The sequence below is a fragment of the Mycobacterium sp. pR1184 genome, from assembly GCF_041287235.1.
Classification (GTDB): domain Bacteria; phylum Actinomycetota; class Actinomycetes; order Mycobacteriales; family Mycobacteriaceae; genus Mycobacterium.
In genome coordinates this window covers 1-20,883 of sequence record NZ_JBGGKR010000022.1, presented here as the reverse complement: position 1 = coordinate 20,883, position 20,883 = coordinate 1, and the positions used below count along the sequence as shown (strand labels likewise).

The 20,883-nt window shown below is 66.6% G+C and carries 19 protein-coding genes; 5 read left to right on the top strand and 14 right to left on the bottom strand.

What is annotated here, in order from left to right; all coding sequences use genetic code 11:
- The first annotated feature begins 14 nt into the window (after positions 1 to 14).
- On the top strand, positions 15 to 1,403 hold the full coding sequence (locus ACAG21_RS27290; protein ID WP_370499375.1) for an amidase: 1,389 nt from the start codon (positions 15 to 17) through the stop codon (positions 1,401 to 1,403).
- Positions 1,404 to 1,408: 5 nt separating this feature from the next.
- Here ACAG21_RS27290 and ACAG21_RS27285 read toward each other — a convergent pair whose 3' ends face one another.
- Complete coding sequence (locus ACAG21_RS27285) at positions 1,409 to 1,903, bottom strand: DNA-deoxyinosine glycosylase (protein WP_370499374.1); 495 nt, start codon at positions 1,901 to 1,903, stop codon at positions 1,409 to 1,411.
- 39 nt (positions 1,904 to 1,942) lie between these two features.
- Here ACAG21_RS27285 and ACAG21_RS27280 point away from each other — a divergent pair, with 39 nt between their 5' ends.
- Both ACAG21_RS27280 and ACAG21_RS27275 read left to right on the top strand, forming a co-directional pair.
- Positions 1,943 to 3,070, top strand: a complete 1,128-nt coding sequence (locus tag ACAG21_RS27280) for an adenylate/guanylate cyclase domain-containing protein (protein ID WP_370499373.1) — start codon at positions 1,943 to 1,945, stop codon at positions 3,068 to 3,070.
- Between the two features lie 242 nt (positions 3,071 to 3,312).
- Positions 3,313 to 3,873, top strand: a complete 561-nt coding sequence (locus ACAG21_RS27275; RefSeq protein WP_370499372.1) for a hypothetical protein — start codon at positions 3,313 to 3,315, stop codon at positions 3,871 to 3,873.
- A gap of 35 nt (positions 3,874 to 3,908) precedes the next feature.
- Here the strand turns inward: ACAG21_RS27275 and ACAG21_RS27270 are convergent, their stop codons facing one another.
- The 11 genes from ACAG21_RS27270 to ACAG21_RS27220 form a co-directional block, all read right to left on the bottom strand.
- A complete protein-coding gene (locus ACAG21_RS27270; protein WP_370499371.1) occupies positions 3,909 to 5,810 on the bottom strand; it encodes a serine/threonine-protein kinase PknH/PknJ in 1,902 nt (633 codons plus the stop codon).
- A 178-nt stretch (positions 5,811 to 5,988) separates the two neighbouring features.
- A complete protein-coding gene (locus tag ACAG21_RS27265) occupies positions 5,989 to 8,358 on the bottom strand; it encodes an FHA domain-containing protein (protein ID WP_370499370.1) in 2,370 nt (789 codons plus the stop codon).
- A gap of 154 nt (positions 8,359 to 8,512) precedes the next feature.
- Positions 8,513 to 10,321: a serine/threonine-protein kinase gene (locus tag ACAG21_RS27260; protein WP_370499369.1), complete on the bottom strand. Its 1,809-nt coding sequence runs from the start codon at positions 10,319 to 10,321 to the stop codon at positions 8,513 to 8,515.
- Positions 10,322 to 10,563: 242 nt separating this feature from the next.
- A complete protein-coding gene (locus tag ACAG21_RS27255; RefSeq protein WP_370499368.1) occupies positions 10,564 to 11,718 on the bottom strand; it encodes a BTAD domain-containing putative transcriptional regulator in 1,155 nt (384 codons plus the stop codon).
- Between the two features lie 280 nt (positions 11,719 to 11,998).
- Positions 11,999 to 12,697 carry a C39 family peptidase gene (locus tag ACAG21_RS27250; protein WP_370499367.1) on the bottom strand — a complete coding sequence of 233 codons (699 nt, stop codon included), beginning with the start codon at positions 12,695 to 12,697 and terminating at the stop codon, positions 11,999 to 12,001.
- 149 nt (positions 12,698 to 12,846) lie between these two features.
- Positions 12,847 to 13,203, bottom strand: coding sequence for a DUF4189 domain-containing protein (locus tag ACAG21_RS27245; RefSeq protein WP_370499418.1), 357 nt, complete (start codon positions 13,201 to 13,203; stop codon positions 12,847 to 12,849).
- An 87-nt stretch (positions 13,204 to 13,290) separates the two neighbouring features.
- Positions 13,291 to 14,025, bottom strand: coding sequence for an LppX_LprAFG lipoprotein (locus ACAG21_RS27240; RefSeq protein ID WP_370499366.1), 735 nt, complete (start codon positions 14,023 to 14,025; stop codon positions 13,291 to 13,293).
- 342 nt (positions 14,026 to 14,367) lie between these two features.
- On the bottom strand, positions 14,368 to 14,703 hold the full coding sequence (locus ACAG21_RS27235) for a DUF732 domain-containing protein (protein ID WP_370499365.1): 336 nt from the start codon (positions 14,701 to 14,703) through the stop codon (positions 14,368 to 14,370).
- A 164-nt stretch (positions 14,704 to 14,867) separates the two neighbouring features.
- Complete coding sequence (locus tag ACAG21_RS27230; RefSeq protein WP_370499364.1) at positions 14,868 to 15,203, bottom strand: DUF732 domain-containing protein; 336 nt, start codon at positions 15,201 to 15,203, stop codon at positions 14,868 to 14,870.
- A gap of 131 nt (positions 15,204 to 15,334) precedes the next feature.
- A complete protein-coding gene (locus ACAG21_RS27225; protein ID WP_370499363.1) occupies positions 15,335 to 17,230 on the bottom strand; it encodes an ABC transporter ATP-binding protein in 1,896 nt (631 codons plus the stop codon).
- On the bottom strand, positions 17,227 to 18,972 hold the full coding sequence (locus ACAG21_RS27220; protein ID WP_370499362.1) for an ABC transporter ATP-binding protein: 1,746 nt from the start codon (positions 18,970 to 18,972) through the stop codon (positions 17,227 to 17,229). Before ACAG21_RS27220 ends, ACAG21_RS27225 begins: the two co-directional genes overlap by 4 nt.
- 185 nt (positions 18,973 to 19,157) lie before the next feature.
- Between ACAG21_RS27220 and ACAG21_RS27215 the strand changes: the two genes are divergently transcribed.
- Both ACAG21_RS27215 and ACAG21_RS27210 read left to right on the top strand, forming a co-directional pair.
- Positions 19,158 to 19,709, top strand: coding sequence for a DUF3558 domain-containing protein (locus ACAG21_RS27215; RefSeq protein ID WP_370499361.1), 552 nt, complete (start codon positions 19,158 to 19,160; stop codon positions 19,707 to 19,709).
- Entirely contained in the window at positions 19,709 to 20,254 is a 546-nt protein-coding gene (locus tag ACAG21_RS27210) for a DUF3558 domain-containing protein (RefSeq protein WP_370499360.1), read from the top strand. Before ACAG21_RS27215 ends, ACAG21_RS27210 begins: the two co-directional genes overlap by 1 nt.
- A 4-nt stretch (positions 20,255 to 20,258) precedes the next feature.
- On the opposite strand, the gene ACAG21_RS27205 is transcribed toward ACAG21_RS27210, so the two are convergent.
- Positions 20,259 to 20,735, bottom strand: coding sequence for a histidine phosphatase family protein (locus ACAG21_RS27205; protein ID WP_370499417.1), 477 nt, complete (start codon positions 20,733 to 20,735; stop codon positions 20,259 to 20,261).
- A gap of 32 nt (positions 20,736 to 20,767) precedes the next feature.
- A partial coding sequence (locus ACAG21_RS27200; protein WP_370499416.1) for a hypothetical protein occupies positions 20,768 to 20,883 on the bottom strand: 116 nt, incomplete at its 5' end.

The following is a 20,883-nucleotide window of genomic DNA, read 5'->3' as shown; positions in this document are numbered from 1 at the left end:
GTTACGCTGCCGCAGTGGACGCACGCGATGTCGCATTCGCCGGTGCGGGCGCACTGGCACGGATGCTCGCCGACGGTGAAATCAGCGCTGTCGACCTGCTCGAGGTCTACCTGGAACGGATCGCTCGGCTGGACAGCGACCTGCGCTGCTACCGCGTGGTGTTGGCCGACAGCGCACGTGAGGACGCCTACGCCGCCCAGGAACTGCTCGATGCGGGTGAGCGGCTGCCGCTGCTGGGCGTACCGATCGCGATCAAGGACGATGTCGACGTCGCGGGCGAGGTGACGGCGTGCGGCAGCGGGGGCCACGGACCGCCGGTGACCACCGACGCGGAAGTAGTCCGCCGGTTGCGCGCGGCCGGCGCGGTCATCATCGGCAAGACCAATGTGCCCGAGCTGATGATCTTTCCGTTCACCGAGTCGCTGACGTTCGGTGCGACCCGCAATCCTTGGAACCTCGGGCGCAGCCCGGGCGGCAGCAGCGGGGGTAGCGGCGCCGCGGTCGCCGCCGGGCTGGCTCCGATGGCGTTGGGATCCGATGGCGGCGGCTCGATCCGTGTCCCGTCGTCCTGGTGTGGCTTGTACGGTCTGAAGCCGCAACGCGATCGCGTCTCGCTGGAACCGCACGACAACGCCTGGTACGGCCTCTCCGTCAACGGCCCGATCGCACGCTCGGTGGCCGATGCGGCGCTGTTTCTCGATATCACCTCCACCATCCCGGGACCGGAGGGCGAGTTCGTCGCCGCCGCGTCGCGTGATCCGGGCAAGCTGCGAATTGCGTTGAGCACCAGAATTCCTACGATCCCGCAACGGGTCGGGCGCGAAGAGCTGGCGGCGGTTGAGGCGGCCGGTGCTCTGCTGCGCGATCTCGGGCACGAGGTCATCACCGCTGATCCCGACTATCCACTGGCGCAGCTCTATACGAACTTCCTGCCGCGCTATCTGCGCGGCATCTGCGACGACGCCGACGCGCAGGCTCACCCGGAACGGCTCGAGTCCCGCACCCGCACGCTGGCGCGGATGGGGTCGTTCTTCTCGGACCGCAGGATGGCAGCCGTGCGGGCCGCCGAGGAAGGCATGAACGCCAAGATTCAGTCGATCTTTGACGATGTCGACGTCGTGATCACGCCGGGCACCGCGGAAGGGCCGTCGCGCATCGGTGCGTATCGGCGTCGCGGCGCGGTCTCGACGCTGCTGCTGGTCGCCCAGCAGGTGCCGTACTTCGCGCCGTGGAACGCGACCGGTCAGCCCGCCGCGGTGGTGCCGTGGGACTTCGACGGCGACGGCCTGCCGTTGTCGGTACAGCTGGTGGGCCGGCCGTTCGACGAGGCGACGCTGCTGTCGCTGTCCGCGCAGATCGAAGCGGCGCGACCGTGGGCGCACCGCCGGCCGCCGGTGTCATGACGGGGTCATAGCCCCAGCGCCTCCCGCCAGGCCGCCAGCTTGACGCCCGGGCGCGTGGCATGGGCCGGGCTGCTGGACGGCAGCCGCTGGAACTCAAGCCGCTCGTCGGGCTGCGCCAGCCTGCGGTACATCTCGGCCGCCTTGGCGCCGTTGAAGTAAACCCGGCTGATCCCCGGGTAGTTGGCGAACAACCCGGCAAAGTCGTTGACCACCAAGCTTTCCGGACCGATCGCGGAGTCGGCGCTACCGGCTCGGCGGCAGCTGCGCAGCACGTCCCACAGCGCCACCCCGCGGGATCGCAACGCGGTCAGCCGGGACTCGTAGGGCGCGTCGGGGTCGAATCCGAAAAGCTCACCGGCGATGGGCCAGAACGCATTTCGCGGATTGGCATAGTACTGCTGGGCCACCAGCGACTGGGCACTGGGAAACGAGCCCAGGATCAGCATCCGGGCGCGCTCGTCGACGACGGGCGCGAAACCATGCAGCAGCGGCGGGGTCATCACTGCCATCATCGCCCGTCGGCGTTGTAGGTTGACCACGTGGACGACGAGGTCGACGCGAACATTGACGATCTGCTCGACGGACTCGACGGCGACGCGCGCACCGAACGCGCCGAGCTGGTCGCCTGGCTGCTGGACCAGGGCGTCACCCCCGCGGAGATTCGAGCCACCAATCCGCCGCTGCTGCTGGCCAGCCGTCGCCTGATCGGAGACGACGGCACCTATGTGTCCGCGCGCGAGATCAGCGAGCAACACAACATCGACCTGACGCTGCTGCAGCGCGTGCAGCGGGCGATCGGGCTGGCCCGGGTGGACGATGCGGACGCGGCGATCCACATGCGCGCCGACGGCGAAGCGGCCGCCTACGCACAGCGTTTCGTGGAACTGGGGCTCAACCCCGACCAGGTGGTGCTGGTGGTGCGGGTGCTCGCCGAAGGCCTGTCGCACACCGCCGAGGTGATGCGGTATGCCGCACTGGAGGCGATCATGCGCCCGGGAGCCACCGAGCTGCAGATCGCCAAGGCATCCCAGGCGCTGGTGGGCCAGATCGCGCCGCAGCTCGGACCGATGATCGAGCAGATGCTGTTCATGCAGCTTCGGCACATGATGGAGACCGAAGCGGTCAACGCCGCCGAGCGCGCCGCGGGCGAACCGTTGCCGGGCGCGCGCGAGGTCACCGTCGCGTTCGCCGACCTGGTCGGTTTCACCAAGCTGGGCGAGGTGGTCTCGCCCGAGGAGCTGGGGCAACTGGCCAGTCGGCTGGCCGGGCTGGCCCGCGACGTGACGGTCCCACCGGTCCGGTTCATCAAGACGATCGGCGACGCGGTGATGTTCGTCTGTCCCGAGCCCGCGCCGTTGCTCGACGTCGTGCTGAAGCTGGTCGAAATGGTCGATACCGACGACGACTTTCCCCGGCTGCGCGCGGGGGTGGCCGCCGGGATGGCGGTGAGCCGGGCCGGCGACTGGTTCGGCCGCCCGGTCAACGTCGCGAGCCGGGTCACCGGCGTGGCCCGCCCCGGCACCGTTCTGGTCGCCGATTCGGTCTGGCAGTCCGTCGGCGAAACCCTGGAGTTCTCCGCGTCTTTCGCGGGCGCGCGCCGTCTCAAGGGGATCAAGAACGAGGTCAAGCTGTTCCGGGTGCGCCGCGGCGACGGCGACAACGACTGAATTGGCTTGACGTTTAGGCAGGCCCGGGCGGCGCTGGGGGGCGTCTGACACGGTCCGACGCGGCCGGCTCCTTCCCCTCTGCCGGCGCTTTGACTCGGCCGCTTCCGGGCCTGCTTCGTCCTCAAAAATACGCCGGTCAGCGGGCCATATCAACGGTTTTGCGGTCCACAGCCAGGACCGGGCGCCGTTCGCCGCGAGCGAACCGAAGGCCATTACGTGTGTAACGGTGTAATCATGTAAGCATGAAATCACACCATCACAGTTCTAGGCGGTACGGCCGCCCCGGGGGCTGGCAGCAAGCCCAGCAACCCGATGCCACCGGCGCCGCGGAATGGTTCGCCGGACGCCTGCCCGAAGGCTGGTTCGACGGCGACCCGACGGTCGTCGTGGACCGCGAGGAGATCACTGTCATCGGCAAGCTCGCGGACGCGGCGGAAGGCAGCGAGGCGCGCGCCGAGGGCCGGGCGTCACGGTTCCGCGAGGAGACCCGCTCGGAGCGGATGCGCATCGCCGACGAGGCGCAGGATCGCTACGGCCGCAAGGTTTCCTGGGGTCTCGAGATCGGTGGCGAGCGAATCCTGTTCACGCACATCGCAGTTCCGGTGATGACGCGCTTGAAGCAACCGGAACGCCAGGTGCTCGACACGTTGGTGGACGCCGGTGTCGCCAGGTCTCGTGCTGATGCGCTGGCGTGGTCGGTCAAGCTCGTCGGCGAACACACCGAGGAATGGCTCGCCAAGTTACGCGACGCGATGTCGGCGGTCGACGATCTGCGCGCCCAGGGGCCAGACCTACCCGCGTAGGCCAATACCGCAGTGCCGCTTAGGCATTGGCGCGGTTAGGCGTTGTTCACCTTATCGACGATTTTTTCGGCGATCTGGCTGGACTGATCGTTGATGTGGTAGCCGCAGGCGTTGACGTCGACGATCACGTTGTTCGCCACGCTCATCGCGTGCTCGCACTGCCAGCCGTCCGCTCCCTCCTGGGTCTGCAGCACCGATATCTTCGGCGAACTGCCTTGGACGGGGGCGAAAGTCCACCGATAGGTCTTGCCCGAATTGTCCACCGTCACCGTCTGGCCGACACACTTCTTCCACTTGTCCAGCGAGCCCTGCAGGAACGCCTTGGCCTTGTCGGCGGTCGGAAACGCGACCACCGCTTGGTTGACCCAGTGGTCGTTGTTGTCGCCCGGCTCGGCGGACACCAGACCGTAGATGCCCGTCCAGCCACTGCCGGCGTACACCGGGTCCTGAGTCGTGTACAGCGCGCCCTCGCAGTCCGGTATCGACACCGTCATCGAGGAAGTGCCCATCGTCGTAATGGGCTTGCCGGGCTGGATGTTCGTCGCGCCCATGATGGTGTTGATGTCCGAGGCGCTGAGCAGCAGCGAGTTGAGCCGCGTGGACGCAATCGGTTCCGGTGGCGGCTTGGGATCGGGAATGATCAGCCAAATAGCCACCGCGCTGACCACGACCACGAGCACCACGGCGGCCGCGGCGATGATCGGCCACGGATTGCGCTTGGGTTTGGGCGGCTGCGGGCCTAGGTTCCACTGGGTGGGGCCGACGGGCTGTGCGTGCGGGTGGGCGCCCGATGGCGGGCCGCCCCAGTTGCCGCTGCTGCCCTGGTAATACTGCGGGCCCGAGACGGGCGGACCCGGGGTGGGGACGGGCCCGCTCTCGGGCGCCCAGGGCCGCGGACTCGGCGCGTGGTGCGGCGGCGCCGGCGGGGAGCTCGGACGCGGGTACGGCGTCGGCGTCGGCGGTGGCGGGGGTGTGGCCGGCCGCTGCACGGGCGGCGCGGCCGCGGTGCCCGCGATCGTCGGTGGCTGCTCGAGCTTGTCCTTACCGGGCAAGGTCGCTTCCTGGCTGCGGCGCAGGATGTCCGACGCGTGGTCTTGATCGGGAGTGCTCAGAGCCTCGTGGGCGGCCAGCGCCAGATCACCGGCGCTGGCGTAGCGGTCGCCGGGCTTTTTGGCCATCCCGCGTGCGATCACCGCGTCGAAAGCCTTGGGAATGCCCGCGCGCACCGCGCTGGGCAGCGGGACCGGATCGCTCATGTGGGCCTTGACCAGCACACCGGCGCTGTCGGCGCGGTACGGCGGGGCTCCGGTCAGGCATTCGTGCAGCACACACGCCAACGCGTAGATGTCGGCGCGGTAGGTCACCTCGTCGTTGGTGAATCGTTCCGGGGCCATGTATTTCCAGGTGCCGACCGCGGTGCCGAGCTGGGTGAGCTTCTCGTCGGTGGTGGCGCTGGCGATGCCGAAGTCGACCAGGTAGGCGAAATCATCTCGGGTGACCAGGATGTTGGGCGGCTTCACGTCGCGGTGCATAACGCCGGCGGCGTGGGCGGCATCCAGGGCCGACGCGATCTGGGTGATGATCGCGACCGCGCGTGGCGGCGTGAGCGGACCGTACCGTTTGAGCAAGCTGTCCAGGTCGGTGCCCTCGACGAGGCGCATCTCCATGAACATTTTTCCGTCGATCTCGCCGTAGTCATGGATCGGCACGACGTGTGGTTCCTGCAAACGGCCCGCGGTGCGCGCTTCGCGCTTCATCCGCTCACGAAAGACGGGGTCCGAGCTGAACTGGTCCGACATCAGCTTGACCGCGACCGTCCACTCTTTGACGGTGTGCTCGGCCTCGTAGACCTCGCCCATCCCACCCCGGCCCAGCAGCCGTTTCAGGTGGTAGGGCCCAAACGTCGAGCCCTCCCGTGAGGCCTGCCCCTCGCTCATCGCTGATCCTCCAAACCAACCGCAGACCCGCCGACCATATCAACAAAATCCCCGTAGACTCGTCGGCCGCAACGCCCGGCAAGCGCCCATGACGGTAGGCGCGGCCGGCCCGCCGCTCGACGACGGCAAACGCGGACGGAGCGCACTCGCCTCGATCCCGGCCCTCAAAGGGCGCGTGTCACTTGGCCGCTTTGCGTTGGGGGTCAAGCTGTCTGAGTCGCAGCGCGATCAGGACGATCAAGACGATCGCTTGGATCGCGCAGGCAGCCACGGCCATCCACCAATTGCCGGGGTGGTACTCCCACAGCGGGTCTTCGTCGCCGCCCGCGGTGCGGCGCAGATCGTCGAGATCGATGGTCGAGGCGGCCATCGCGTAGGCCCAGCGTGACGGCGATAGCCACGCCAGTTGTTCCAGCGGGATGCGGCCCTTCACCCCAAACATGCCGCCGCACAGCACGAGTTCGGCCATGACGACGAGGACCAGCAGCGGCATGCCGCGGTCGGCGTTGCCGATCATCGCTGAAATCAGCAGACCGATCAGCATCGAGACCACGGTGACGGCGACGACCGCCACCGCCACTTCGACTCGGGGCCAAGGCAGGACGACGGCCTGGTCCGGGGGAGGCAGGCCGACCACCCCGAGGAAGCCCAGAATCAGCCCTTGCACTGTGGTCAACGCGGTCAGGACCACCACCTTGGAGGCCAGATAGGCCATCCGCGACAACCCGATGCCGTGCTCGCGTTGATAGATGGCCCGTTCCTTGACGATCTCGCGGATCGATGCGGCGCAACCCATCAGCGCGCCCCCGATGATCAGCAACACCAACAGTTGCGAGGGTTGGGTGGACTTCGTCTCGATGGCCTTGGTCAGTGACAGCCCGGCCTCTCCGGGCACGGCGTGCGCGAACAGACTCAGCAGCAGTGGCAGGACCAGCAGCGTCACCGCGTACTGGCGATCGGCGGCGATGACCGCCAGATATCTGCGGCACAGTGTGGCGAATTGGGCGACGGAGCTCTGCTGGGCGACCGCCTTCGCCGGACGGCTGGCCGGTGCCGGGGCCTTCAGCGTGGCGTGCGGTCCGGTCAGGGCGCCGTGAATCGGCGATGCGACGTAGCGGCCGGTCCAGTCGGTCGTGGTGTCGTGTTCGAGGAGGTTGAACAGGTCGGCGAAGTCGTTGCAACCGAAGTAATTCAGAGCCTGTTGCGGGGGACCGAAGTACGCCAGCCGGCCCCCCGGCGCCAGGATGAGCAGCCGGTCACACAGATTCAGTTGCGCCGTGTTGTGGGTGACCACCACGACGGATCGGCCGTCGTCGGCCAGGGCGCGCAGCGTCTGCATGACGGACTTCTCGTAGCCCGGATCGAGGCCCGAGGTGGGCTCGTCGAGGAACAGCAGGGACGGTTTGGTCAGCAGTTCCAGCGCGACGCTGGTGCGCTTGCGCTGACCGCCGGACAAGCTGTCGATCCGTTGATTGGCGTGTGCGGCCAGCCCGAGTTCGCTCAGCACCTCGTCGATGCGCTGCTTTCGTTCCCGGGCCGAGACGTCCTGCGGAAAACGAAGCTGCGCAGCGTAATTCAGCGCTCGTCGCACCGTCAACTGAGTGTGCAGGATGTCGTCCTGCGGCACGAAGCCGATCCGGTGCCGCAGTTCGGCGTAGTTCTGGTAGAGGTCGCGATTGTCGTAGCGGACCTCGCCGCTGCTGGCCGGGCGGAATCCGGTCAACGCGCTCAGCAACGTGGATTTGCCTGCGCCACTTGGCCCTACCACCGCCATGAAGCAGCGTTGCGGTAGGGCGAAACTGACGTTGGCCAACAACACCTTGCCCTTGTTGGAGACCACCCGCAGGTTCGAGGCCTGGTAAGACACGTCGCCGGTGTCGGTGTATTCGACGAGTTGGTCACCGGACAGGTGCAGCAGCTGATGGCCGATACCGACGATGTCGTTAGGGCCGATGATCGCGCGCGCGATCCGGTGGCCGTTGACGTAGGTTCCGTTGGCGCTGTTGCTGTCGACCAGCTCCCACTGATTTCCGGAGCGGCGCAACACCGCATGGTGGCGAGAGACCAGCAAGTCGTCGAGCACGACGTCGTTGTCGGTTCCGCGGCCAATCCCGATGGTGATCTGGTCCATCGTGTAGACCGCGGTCGGCGGCCGGGCCACCGTGGTTTCGCCGACCGACCCCATCGTCGGCGCGACGGTCTGTGTCCGAGCCGGGCTGGGAGGCGGCGCGATCGGGCAGAGCTCGAGCGCCTGCCCGGAGGACGGCGACCCCAGCACGACGGTGATCGGCTGGGTTATCGGCAGGCTCTCCACCCGCCGACCGTTGACGAACATCCCGTTGTTGCTGCGATTGACCAGAACCCAACCCGCGCGGGTCGGCTGCAACACCGCGTGCTGGCGCGACACCCTCGGGTTCTCCAGCTGGATGTCGGCCTCGTGCGCGCGGCCAACGCTCCAGGACCGGCCAGCGGTGGCCTGCCAGGTACGCCCACCCGCCCGCAGCTCCAAGCCGGGAACGGTGGTGACCATGTCGGTCCTGTCGTCCACGCATCGCCTCCGCTGTGTTAGCTAGCCGCCTCGAGAACGGTCAGCACGTCCACCACTTGTATAGCTGATCCAGGGGTGGTCCTCGCGTTGTTCCGCCCTCGGGCGCGGTTTGCTGGCAATGCCCTTGGGCTGGTTGACCTTTAGCTGCCGCGGGTCAGCCACCGTATTTGGTCCACCAGGTGTGCAGCTCCTCGATGGTCGGGGGGTCGCCGAAGACGTCGCACAGCAGCAGCTTGACCTGGTTGCTCCACACCATGTTGGGGTGATTGTTGTAGGTGCCGCAGGCGACCACGCCGACGTCGACCTTCGGGTCATTCGGGTGCTGCCAGGTTTCCGGGTTGTTGGTTTCTCCGGGACAGGTCGCCAGCGTCAGGAGCTTGATGTCGGCATCCGTCGCATCTTTGAGGACACCCGGATTGGGGAACAGCCCGTAGCGCGCTTTCGACGGGCCGCCCGGGTTGGTGTTCTGGTCGCAGTCGACCACCGCCAGCGCGTCCGACCACACGGTGTTGGGTTTTGCCGTTGCCGCTGTGCACACGCCGCTCGGGTAGCCCGGGGGCACCATGCTGAGCAGCTGGCCTTCCAGGTCGCCCGGTGCGGGCGTCGTGGTGGTGGGGGTCGTCGTGGTCGTGGTCTTACGCGGGGTGGTCGTGGTGGTCGGCGTGGGATGCGGCCCGGGGTTGTCGTCCTCCGTCGTGGCGAGGTAGACGCCGATCGCCGCGAGCACCAGGACCACGACCAGGGCAACCGCTCCGATGACGATCGGCCAGGGGCTGCGCTTGGGCTTGGACGGGGGGTGCTGTCCCAGCGTCCAGGCCGTGGGCCCGGCCGGCGGGGGTGTGCCAGGCGGCGTGCCACCCCAGTTGCCGCTGCTGCCTTGGTAATACTGCGCGCCGGAGGCGTGCTGGCTCGGAGTCGGGACCGGGCCGCTCTCGGGTGCCCAGGGCCGGGCGGTCGGCGTGGGCGGCGGCACCGGCCCGGAACTCGGTCCCGGATACTGCGCCGGCGGCGTACTGGGCGGCGGCGGTGCCGTGGCGGGAGTGGTCGGGGGCGGGGGGCTCTTGATCTCGGCGGCCATGGTGGCCTCGACGCTGCGGCGCAGGATGTCATCGGCGTGGTCTTGATCGGGGTTGCTGAGCGCCTCGTGGGCGGCCAGTGCCAGATCACCGGCGCTGGCGTAGCGGTCCTCGGGCTTTTTGGCCATGCCGCGTGCGATCACCGCGTCGAAAGCCTTGGGGATGCCCGAGCGCACCGCGCTGGCCTGCGGGATGGCGTCGGTCGTGTGAGCCCGGACCAGCTCACCCGCGGTGCCCGCCCGGTACGGCGGGGTGCCCGTCAGGCACTCGTACAGCACGCAGGCCAACGCATAAATGTCGGCGCGGTAAGTTACCTCGCCATTGGAAAACCGTTCGGGCGCCATGTATTTCCAGGTGCCCACCGCGGTGCCTAGCTGGGTGAGCTTCTCGTCGGTGGTGGCACTGGCGATGCCGAAGTCGACCAGGTAGGCGAAGTCGTCGCGGGTGATCAGGATGTTGGGCGGCTTGATGTCGCGGTGCATGACGCCGGCGGCGTGGGCCGCGTCGAGGGCCGAGGCGATTTGGGTGATGATCGCGACCGCGCGCGGTGGGGTCAATGGTCCGAATCGCTTGAGCACGTCGTCGAGGTCGATGCCCTCGATGAGGTGCATCTCCATGAACATCTGGCCGTCGATTTCGCCGTAGTCGTGGATGGGTACGACGTGCGGTTCCTGCAAACGGCCCGCGGTGCGCGCCTCGCGCCGCATCCGCTCACGAAAGACGGGGTCCCGGCTGAACTCCGCGGTCATCACCTTGACCGCGACCGTCCACTCTTTGACGGTGTGCTCGGCTTCGTAGACCTCGCCCATCCCACCCCGGCCCAGCAGCCGCTTTAGGCGGTAGGGCCCGAACATCGTCCCGACCCGCGAGTTCTGCTCCTCGCTCATCGCTGATCCTCCAAACCGACCGCAGACCGCCGACGATATCAACAATTACGGGCAGATCCTCGCCCGTAACCACCGCGACTAGCAACCATCACGGTAGGCCGTCGCGCACTAGAACGCGTGACAAATCGCGAGATCCCTGTGCGGGCGAGTCGCCTACCGGCACCGGTGCGACCCGACGAAAAGCCTTGTGGTGATTGGCCATGCCAGCTTTTGCTACGAAAAATATTGTGCAACAACCATATTCAGTTCGACGCGTCGCTGTTGTAGCCCCGGGGGATCTCGAAGGTGAATTCGTGGTCGCAGATTCGGACGTGATCGCCGTCCTTCAGCGTGGCCGCCGAGCGGATGCGTTGGTGTTGCACGTGTACGCCGTTGGACGACCGCAGGTCGTTGATGATGTAGCTGGTGCCGGTGTCGACGATGACGGCGTGATGACGGCTCACATTGGCGCTGGCCAGGACGATGTCGTTGTCACTGAGACGCCCGATCCGGGTCTCTGCCATGCGCAGCGGGTAACTGCGACCCGACGCTTCATGCAGGTAGGCGGCGGGCTTGCCGGCGGGGACCTTAGTGCGCTGGTCCAGCAAGGTGATGGTGCCGACCGCCGTGGTCCTGGCCGATTTCTTGGCGTCCAGCGGCTCCTGGCGCAGGATCTTTTCGTTCAGGTCCCGCAACGTCGGGCCGGGGTCGATCCCGAGCTCGTTGGCCAGTGTCGTCTTCACCCGGCGGTACGCGGCCAGCGCGTCGGACTGGCGGTCGGTCAGATAGTAGGCCGTGATCAGCTGGGCCCACAGCGGCTCGCGATAGGGGTGCTCGGCGATCAGGACTTCGAGGTCGCTGACCACGGAGGCGCCACGTCCGCAAGCGATTTCGGCCTCTGCCTTCGCGGTGTGGACGAGAATTTTCTCCTCCACGAGCGAGGTGCCAAAGGTGTCGACGAACTGAAAGTCGCGCAGGTCCTCGAGCACCGGACCCCGCCATTGCGCCAGCGCCGTCGACAGGTGCTGACTCGCTTGCTCGAACCTGCTGAGCGCGGCCGCTTGCACGCCCGCGGCCTTCTCGGTGATGAACCGTCCCAGATCGCAACTGTTTTCGTCGACGGTGAGCCGGTAACCCGGTGGCGCCGCGGCCAGTACCACCCGTGGGTCGATGCCCGCGCCGGACAGCAGCTTGCGCAGATTGGACACGTACGAGTGGATGCTGGCTCGTGCCCCGGACGGGGGCTCGTCCTCCCACAGGGCGGTGATCAGCCTTTCGACGCCGACCGGGCTGTTCCGGTTCATCAGCAGCATGGCCAGCACCGCCCGCTGTTTGGGCGTGCCCAACGGCACCATGGTGCCGTCAACAGTCATCTCCAACGGCCCGAGCAGGCCGAATTCGAGACTTTTGTCTACCATCGTCGCTAACCAGCCCTTCCGGGTTCTCTGTGCGGCGTCATCTGCCCATACGGTGTCATTCCTTGACATTGTGATACGAACCCACCGAATTCGGTAATACCGGTGGGGATTGGTGTGCCGCGGCTTCGGTATTGCTCTCGACTGAAATGCGTTCCCTGCCAGCGTGATCATCGACTGCTCGCTCGAATCCGGTTGGGGTTCATCGAAAACGCATGAGGCGGGCAGCCGGCCCGGTGCGTGTGCTTCGGGGTGGCTGCCCGCCGTTGACGTGCGTGACCGGCTAGCTCGTGAATACCATCAGCTGCTTGCTGGCCTCCCAGGCTTTCATGAACAGCGCCGTCGGGATCTGCTCGTCGCGACCGTCCTTGGTGCCGCTGTCGTTGAGGTGCACCACATTGTTGGCGGTGTCGATACCGGTGACCACCACCGCGTGGTCGCCGCGGGGGTGGCCCTTGTCGTCCTTGTTCTCGACGGGCTGGCCCCAGATGAGTTCTGCGTTGACGCTGACGATGACCTTGTGGCCCTCGCCGAGTTGCTCCTCGAGCCCTTCGATGCCGCCGAGGATGCCGTCTTTGGCGGCGTGCTCCTCGTTGGTGATCGTGCCGTTGATCTTGTACAGCGCCAGCAATGTCGGGATGTCCGCAAAGCTGGTGCCCATACCGGAATTCGGGTTCTTGGTGTTGGCCGGCGTGGTGTAGATCGAACCGGGGTGCACGACGCTCGGCGTGGCTTGCGCCGCCTTGATGATGGCCCGCTCTGAGGGCTCCTTGCCGGTGATCTGGCCGATCACGTCGGCGCTCGACATCAGGACGCAGTCGTCGTATTTCTGGTAGCGCCAGTACTTGGCGGCTGCCACCGGGTCGCCGTACATGGTGCCGGCGGCCGCGCCGGCCGGTGCGGCCAATCCCAGCGTGACGGCAACGGCGATGAGTGCCAGGGCGGCGGTCTTGGCGATCGTGGCGATCTTCGTGGTATTCATCGTGTCCCCTTTTCTCGTCCCGCGGTCGTGCGGGGTGGTTGAGAAAAGGCTCCGATCGTGGCCTATTTGTTATCTCCACGAATTCTTGGAGTGACCTCGCGCGGCACCTAACGGCGTCCGCGCGCGGATGAAGACGGTGCTCAGGGCCGCTAGTTGCACGCCCAGGTGTCGATGGAGCCGCCGCCGAGTTTGGTCAGCGCGTCCCTCATCGCGGCGGCCAGGGTGGAGCCGACCCCGCCCTGGAATGCCCTGCCATTGGTCGCGACTGCGCCGCAATCGGTGAAGCTGGTCAGCACCTTGCAGTCCGTGTAGGCGCAATTTTTGACCGCGGTGGCCTCCGCGGCCGGCCGGGTCGGATAGTCCCAGCTGCGGCCCCAGGAACCGTTGCTGGAGTAGGCGATCGCGCCGTATTGATCGGCGGCACCGGCCGCGGGAGCCAGCGCGATGCTGATGGCGGCGGCAGCAGCCATGCCGGCCACCGTGAACCGCCGGCGACGAGTAATCATCCTCATTGGTGATTCCTTTCCGAAAGCCGGCGGTCCGGCGGTTTCCACGTTTCTAGGGTTGCAGTTCCGTGCCGTTGACCAGCGCGCCTAAACGGGCTTGGTGGCGGTGACTGTCTTGCCCCAGTCGGACATCGTCAGCGTCACCGAGGTGTCATTCGTGGGGTGGACCTGAAGCTGGACCAGGTGTGAGGAGCCGTCCGAGGCGATCCAGACCGTGGTGGGCACCGTCGTCACGCTCTGGGCGGTCAGTTTGGAGCCGGCCAGCGTGGCGACGTCGTCAGCCGACGAGTTGCCGGTGATCTTGGTCGTCGCGACGCCGTTGACCTGCTCGGTGCCGGCCACCGCGCCACCCTGAAGTTTCGACAGCAGGTTGGCCAACCCCTTGCCGGGGTCCAGCAGCACCGACACGTTGTAGATCGAGGCGCCGTTGCCGAAGTCGGTGTAGGTGCCGGGCTGCCCAAGGTCGGAGTAGAGGTGGCCGTCGACGTAAACGAACTTCGCGTCTTGCGGGGATTTGCCGACGAGCAGCGTCGCGGTACCGGTGGCAACCGTCTGCGGGGTGTTGGAGATGTCGCCGTCGAGCTTGGTCACCCGCAGGTTGGGCACGTCGCCCTGCACCACCACGCTGACATGCATCCCGGTCACCTTGGTCATCGCGTCGGCGGCCTGCTTGAGCAGGGTGGCCGCCTCGCTGCTGGAGGTGGTGGAAGTGCTCCCGGGTGATTTGCCGGTGTTGGAGTTGCTCGAGCAGCCGGCGATGGTGAGGACGAGGGCGAGCGCGGCGGCAGCGGCGGCGCTAACGGTGCGAGGCGAGAGCTTCATCGACATCTCCTTGAAGTGTTGGCCACAGCTGCTTCCTGCATATCAATCGCCGCGCAGCAAATCAACCGCCGCCCTGAAAGCTTAGTGAGGCCGATGCCGGATTTGGTACGTCTGAATCGGATCACGCCACCCTGCATGAATCGGCCCGCAGCCGGCCACCCGCAACCGATGATGAATTAGCTTGATGGGCAATGCGTTCCAATCCGGCTTCGCTGTTGCGGACGCGGTGGTTGCGTCTCGTGCGGTGCGTGGCCGGCGCGGGTGAGTGCGCGCCTGGGGCGTTAGCATATGCCGAAAGGGGGATCCCGGTTACCGAGATCCCCCGTTTGGCGGGTGGTGCGTTCAGCTGAGCGGGCCGCCCAGTTGCGGGCAGTACGCGGTGGCCGCGTTGACGACGAAGTGGGCGGCCTGGCTGCTGGTCAGGTTCGTCTGGCCGACGACCTCGTTGGCGATGTCGACGCCACTTTCCCCGGAGGCCAGCGCCTGGCATACCTTCTGGCCATTGTTGACAGCCTCCGCTGGTGAGGTGAAGGTGACGCCCACCTTGCCCATCTGCGTGATGAAGGAGTCGTCGACTGTGCTGGCGCCCGCAACGCCGGCGCCGGCGACTGCGACGATCCCGATGGCGGTGGCGCCGATCGCTGTGCTGGCAATTGTGCGGATACGGTGAGCGAACATTGCTGTGGTCCTTTCGGGTATGCGGTCTGTCTGCCGATGAACACAGCGTCGCGCCCACCCCTAAAAGGATTCTCAATGACTTGGCGGGCGGACTTTGCCGGCCGGTAAATGGCGGATGGGGGATCCCGGTTACCCGAGACCCCCCATCCAGTGGGTGGGCGCGATTAGGTGAGCTGCGGTGCGAGTGACGGGCAGTAGGCGTGGGTGGCGTCGACGACGAAGTAGGCCGCCTGGTGGTTGGTCAGGTCCGTCTGCTGCAGGATCTCGGTGGCGATGTCGGTCCCGGTTTTGCCCGCGGCGAGTTCCTGGCAGACCTTGTGGCCGTCCTTGATGGCGTCCGCCGGCGAGCGGAAGGAGATGCCGAGCTTGTCCATCTGAGCGAGGAACGCGTCGTCGGCGGTGGTGGCTCCGGCGGTGCCGGCGGTGCCGACCGCGACGATCCCGATGGCGGCGGCGCCGATGATGGTGCTGGCGATGGTGTTGATCCGGCGAGTGAACATTGTTGTGATCCTTTTCAGGTGTGCGGTTGGGGTGCTGATGGGACTAGCGTCAGCCGCACTTCTAAATGGATCCTCTATAACTTCTTGGCGCCGTTTCAGTAACGCCTCGAGGTCGCGGTCGGACCGAAAAATCAGGCTTTTGTCATCGCATAATAGGCGCCGCGGCGCGCCATCAATTCGGCGTGGTTGCCCTGTTCGACGACGCGCCCGGACTCGACCACCACGATACGGTCGGCGCCACGGATCGTCGAAAGTCGATGTGCGATAACGAAACTCGTGCGGTCGCGGCGTAGCTCGTGCATGGCCCGCTGAATAAGCGCCTCGGTGCGGGTGTCCACCGAGCTGGTTGCCTCGTCCAGAATCAGCAGCTGCGGACGGGCCAGAAACGCGCGGGCGATCGTGATCAGCTGCTTCTCGCCGGCGCTGATGTTGGCGCCGTCGCCGGTGACCCGGGTCTGGTAGCCGGCCGGCAAGGTCTGGACAAACCGGTCGACATAGGCTGCCCGGGCGGCTTGGACCACCTCGTCCGCGCCGGCGCCGGGGCGTCCATAGGCGATGTTCTCCGCGATGGTCCCGTCGAACAGCCAGGTGTCTTGCAGCACCATGCCGATTCGTGATCGCAGGGCTTGCCTGCTCATCGTGGTGATGTCGACGCCGTCGATGGAAATGCGTCCGGAATCGGCGTCGTAGAACCGCATCAGCAGGTTCACCAGCGTGGTTTTGCCCGCTCCGGTCGGTCCGACGATCGCCACGGTGCTGCCCGGCTCGGCCGTTATCGAGAGGTCTTCGATCACCGGCGTGCCGGGGCGGTAGGCGAAGCTCACATGCTGGAACTCGACGCGTCCGCGCGGCTGGCCGTTGGGCGGCGTCGGCGCGGCGTCCGGCGCTTCCTCCGGCTCGTCGAGCAGCTCGAACACCCGCTCGGCGCTGGCCACCCCGGATTGCAGGGTGTTGTACATCCCGGCCACCTGGCTCAGCGGCGTGTTGAACTGCCGCACGTATTGGATGAACGCCTGGATGTTGCCGAGGGTGATGTGTCCGGTGGCTACCTGCAGGCCGCCGATCACCGCGACCGCGACGTAGCCGAGATTGCCGATGAACGTCGTGGCCGGTGCCACCAGACCGGAGAAGAACTGGGAGCCGAAGCTGGCCTGGTAGACGTCGTCGTTGAGGCGGCGGAATTGTGCGCGTGCCGCCTCCCGGTGGCCGAAGGTCTTGACCACCGTGAATCCGCTGTAGGTCTCCTCGATGTGGGCGTTCAGCGCTCCGATGCTGGTCCACTGCGCCACGAACAGGCGGTGCGAGCGACGCGCGATCGCGCGTGATGCCAGCAGCGACAGCGGCACGGTCAGCACGGTGATCAGCGTCAACAGCGGCGAAATCGACAGCATCATGACCAGCACCGTGACGACGGTCAGGATCGACGTCAGCAGCTGGCTGATCGTCATCGACAGTGAGGATTGGACGTTGTCGATGTCGTTGGTCACCCGGCTCAGCAGCTCGCCGCGCAGCCGTCCATCGAAGTAGGACAGTGGCAGTCGGTGCACCTTGTCCTCGACGTCGCTGCGCAGCGCGACCATGGTGCGCTGCAGGGTCAGGTTGAGCAGCCGGGCTTGTGCCCAAATCAGGAGCGCGGCAACGGCATACATGGCCAGGGCAAGGGCGAGTGTTCGCGCCACCGCACCGAAGTCCACGCCCTGGCCGGGCACTACGTTCATTCCCGACAGCAGGTCGGCGAACGTCTTGTCACCGCGTGCTCGCGCTTGGGCGACGGCCTGTGCCTTACTGATTCCCGCCGGAAGCCCGCGCCCGATCACGCCGTTGAAGAGCAAATCGGTAGCGTGGCCGAGGATTCGGGGAACAACGACGCCGATCATCGTGCCGGTGAGGCCCAAGACGACCACCGCGATGCTCAGCGTCCGTTGGGGCGCAAGCTGTTTCACCAGCCGGGCCGCGGTGCCCCAGAAGTCGCGTGATCGTATGCGGGGAGCGGTTTCGCGGGCGACCCGGTTGGTCGCCGTGGTCACCGCGTTCCTCCTACTCCGGCGCCGACCGACTGTGAGTCGGCGAATTCCGCGTAGGTGGCGCAATCGGTCAACAGCGACTCATGGGTGCCCGAGCCCACTATTTTCCCGTCGTCGACGACGACGATCTGGTCGGCCTGCGATGCGGTCGAAATACGCTGTGTGACAACGATGATGGTGGCTTCACCGGAGATCTCCCGCAGTGCGGACCGGACCCGCGCATCGGTGTGCACATCAAGCGCGGAGAACGCGTCGTCGAACAAGTAGATGGCCGGGCGGCGGATGACGGCCCGGGCGATCGCCAGCCGTTGCCGTTGCCCGCCGGAGAAATTCATCCCGGCCTGGCCGACGCGCATCCGCAGCCCGTCGGGGTGCGCGCGCACGAATTCGTCGGCCGCGGCGACCCGCAACGCATCCCACATCTCCTCGTCGGTCGCGTCGGCCTTTCCAAAGCGCAGATTCTCCGCGACGGTGCCGGAGAACAGATAACCGCGCTGCGGGACCAGCCCGATCGCCGACCAGAGCCGCTCGGTGTCGTAGTCGCGGACGTCGAGGTCGTCGAGCAGGACCGCGCCCTCGGTCGCGTCGTAGAGCCGACAGATCAGCGACACCAGCGTCGACTTACCAGAGCCGGTGCTGCCGACGACCGCGGTAGTGGTGCCGGGTAGCGCGGTCAACGAGATATGTTGCAGCACAGGGCGATCGGCGCCCGGATAGGTGAATGTCGCACCGTCCAGGCGGACAACGCCGGTGATGCCCGCGTCCGGATGCCGGGGATGTCGCGGGCTCACGATGGCGGGACGGGTGGACAGCACCTCGGTGATCCGCTCGGCGCATACCGATGCGCGTGGCAGCACCACCAGCGTCATCGTCGCCATCAACACGGCCATCAGGATCTGCGTGAAGTAGGCCAGAAACGCGGTCAGCGAGCCGACCTGCATCTGGCCGCGATCGATGCGCAGCCCGCCGAACCAGATCAGCGCGACGCTGGAGACGTTGATCGTCAGCGTGGTCACCGGCAGCATCAGCGCTTGCCAGTTGCCGGCGGTCAGGGATGCGTTCGACAGCGCGGTGTTGGCGCGGGAAAACCTTTCGCGCTCAAAGCTTTCGCGAGTGAAGGCCCGGACTACCCGTACGCCGGACAGCTGGTCGCGCATCACCCGGTTGATGCCGTCGATCAGGGCTTGCATGCTGCGGAACAGCGGCAGCATGTGCGACATGATCCAGTAGTTGGCCACGGCCAGGATCGGGACGCTGACCAGCAACAGCCAGGTCAGTGCGGCCTCTTGGTGGATGGCCATGAAGACTCCGCCGATGCACATGATCGGCGCGGTGATCAGTACCGTGCCCGTCATCTGAACCAGGTACTGGATCTGCCGGACATCGTTGGTGCTGCGGGTGAGCAGCGTCGGCGCGCCGAATCGGGCGGTCTCGGGCTCGGAGAAGGTGGTGACGTGTTCGAACATCGCCAGTCGCAGGTCGCGGCCGAACCCCATCCCGGTTCGTGAGCCGAAGTAGGTGGCCCCGACCGAGCAGAGCACCTGCAGCCCGGTGACGGCCAGCATCACCATGCCGAGCCGGACGATCGTCGCGGTGTCGCCCTTGGCGACGCCGTCATCGATGATCGCGGCGTTGACCGTCGGCAGGTACAGCGTCGCCAGCGTGCTGATCAGTTGCAGCACCATCAGCACCGCCACCAGCCGGCGGTACGGCCGGATGTACTGGCGCAGCAGTGCCAGAAGCATTTGGTAACTGTCGCATACGGCACGCGTCGTGGGGCGCAGCACCGCCGGGCGGTTGGGTGCGCGCGCCCCCTCTGGCAAACACATTGAAATGCCTGCTCAGGTGGCGCGTCGGTGGTTGACCCGATGGGCTGCCGCTACAGTGCATCGTGTGGACCAGCAGCAGGCTGAGCAGAAGCAGGGTAGCGGTGCGGAGTAACCTCACGGCGCTAGCCCTTGCGGCCATCACGATCTTCGCCCCGGCGGTTGCGGGCTGCTCGGGTTCCGGTGACAACAAGCCGGGCGGGACGTCCTCGTCCACGCCGGGCAACGCCGAGGGCCACCACGGACCGATGTTTCCGCAATGCGGAGGCATCAACGACCAGCAGGTTGCCGAGCTGACCAAGGTCAGCGGGCTGATCAACACGGCGCGCAATTCCGTGGGTTGCCAGTGGTTGGCCGGCGGCGGCATCCTCGGTCCGCACTTCTCGTTCTCCTGGTACCGCGGCAGCCCGATCGGGCGTGAGCGCAAGACCGAGGAGCTGTCGCGCGCCAGCGTCGACGACATCAACATCAACGGTCACAGCGGCTTCATCGCCGTCGGCAATGAGCCGAACCTGGGCGACTCGCTGTGCGAGGTGGGCATCCAGTTCCAGGACGACTTCATCGAGTGGTCGATCAGCTTCAGCCAAAAGCCCTTCCCGCCGCCGTGTGACATCGCCAAAGAACTGACTCGTCAATCGATTGCGAACTCGAAATGATGACAAGACGTGTCCGGACGGCGGTGGTCATCTTGACCGCCGCGCTGGTGATCCTGACCGGCTGTTCGAGGTCGATCGGGGGTAACGCCGTCAAGGCCGGTGCCGGCGGTGTGCCGCGCAACAACAATTCCCAGCAGCAGTACCCGAACCTGCTGAAGGAATGTGAGGTTCTGACCAGCGACATCCTGGCCAAGACCGTGGGCGCCGACCCGCTCGACATCCAGAGCACGTTCGTCGGCGCGATCTGCCGCTGGCAGGCGGCCAACCCGGCCGGCCTGATCGACATCACCCGGTTCTGGTTCGAGCAGGGCAGCCTGAGCGAAGAACGTAAGGTCGCCGACTTCCTCAAGTACAAGGTGGAAACCCGGACGATCGCCGGTGTGAGTTCGATCGTGATGCGCCCGGACGACCCGAACGGTGCCTGCGGGGTGGCCAGCGATGCCGCCGGTGTGGTCGGCTGGTGGGTCAACCCGCAGGCGCCCGGCATCGATGCCTGCGCTCAGGCCCTCAAGCTGATGGAGCTGACGCTCTCGACGAACTCCTAGCTCGTCAGCGCGGGATGTGGAAGCCGATTAACGTCGCTCCGCCCAGTTGCAGGTCTTTCCAGTCGCCGGCGACCTTCAGGATCGCGATCGCCGATGTCGGGAACTTCTCTGAAATGCGTTGCACTGCAGCCACATCGGTGCCTTCGTCGCTCGCCAGACCGAGCGCCAGCGACGACATGGTCGGTTCGTGTCCGACGACGAGCAGGGTGTCGACGGAGTCGGGAACCTTGTTGATCTCGTCGATCATCGTCCCGGTGGTGGTGTCGTAGAGGCTTTCGCGGAATTGCACGGGCGCATCGATGCCAGTGCGGTCCAGGGTCTGGCGGGTCCGGGTGGCCGTCGAGCACAGCACGGCGCCGATTCCGGGTTGATTGGCGCGCAGCCAGTCACCGCCCAGCGCCGCTTCCCGGATGCCCCGGGGTGCCAACGGCCGCTCGTGGTCCCCGACGCCGGGTGGGTATCCAGATTTCGCATGCCGCATCAGGAGCAGGGTGCGCGCGCCGTTCACGCGGCTCACGCTACGTCGTCTCCGCCGCAGAGCAGTCGCTCGGGGTGGTGGTAGGTGTTGGTGCGGGGTTGGCCGCGGTCGAGGTGGGGTGGGGGGATCCATTGGGTGTGGCCGTTGGGGT

What these genes read in the sequence shown, in the direction of transcription:
- ACAG21_RS27285 (WP_370499374.1), bottom strand. Translation starts at nt 1,903, where the DNA reads ATGACCCCGCCGCTGCTGCATGGTTTCGCGCCCGTCGTCGACGAGCGC.
- ACAG21_RS27275 (WP_370499372.1), top strand. Translation starts at nt 3,313, where the DNA reads ATGAAATCACACCATCACAGTTCTAGGCGGTACGGCCGCCCCGGGGGC.
- ACAG21_RS27270 (WP_370499371.1), bottom strand. Translation starts at nt 5,810, where the DNA reads ATGAGCGAGGGGCAGGCCTCACGGGAGGGCTCGACGTTTGGGCCCTAC.
- ACAG21_RS27260 (WP_370499369.1), bottom strand. Translation starts at nt 10,321, where the DNA reads ATGAGCGAGGAGCAGAACTCGCGGGTCGGGACGATGTTCGGGCCCTAC.
- ACAG21_RS27255 (WP_370499368.1), bottom strand. Translation starts at nt 11,718, where the DNA reads ATGGTAGACAAAAGTCTCGAATTCGGCCTGCTCGGGCCGTTGGAGATG.
- ACAG21_RS27250 (WP_370499367.1), bottom strand. Translation starts at nt 12,697, where the DNA reads ATGAATACCACGAAGATCGCCACGATCGCCAAGACCGCCGCCCTGGCA.
- ACAG21_RS27245 (WP_370499418.1), bottom strand. Translation starts at nt 13,203, where the DNA reads ATGATTACTCGTCGCCGGCGGTTCACGGTGGCCGGCATGGCTGCTGCC.
- ACAG21_RS27240 (WP_370499366.1), bottom strand. Translation starts at nt 14,025, where the DNA reads ATGAAGCTCTCGCCTCGCACCGTTAGCGCCGCCGCTGCCGCCGCGCTC.
- ACAG21_RS27235 (WP_370499365.1), bottom strand. Translation starts at nt 14,703, where the DNA reads ATGTTCGCTCACCGTATCCGCACAATTGCCAGCACAGCGATCGGCGCC.
- ACAG21_RS27230 (WP_370499364.1), bottom strand. Translation starts at nt 15,203, where the DNA reads ATGTTCACTCGCCGGATCAACACCATCGCCAGCACCATCATCGGCGCC.
- ACAG21_RS27220 (WP_370499362.1), bottom strand. Translation starts at nt 18,972, where the DNA reads ATGCTTCTGGCACTGCTGCGCCAGTACATCCGGCCGTACCGCCGGCTG.
- ACAG21_RS27210 (WP_370499360.1), top strand. Translation starts at nt 19,709, where the DNA reads ATGACAAGACGTGTCCGGACGGCGGTGGTCATCTTGACCGCCGCGCTG.
- ACAG21_RS27205 (WP_370499417.1), bottom strand. Translation starts at nt 20,735, where the DNA reads ATGCGGCATGCGAAATCTGGATACCCACCCGGCGTCGGGGACCACGAG.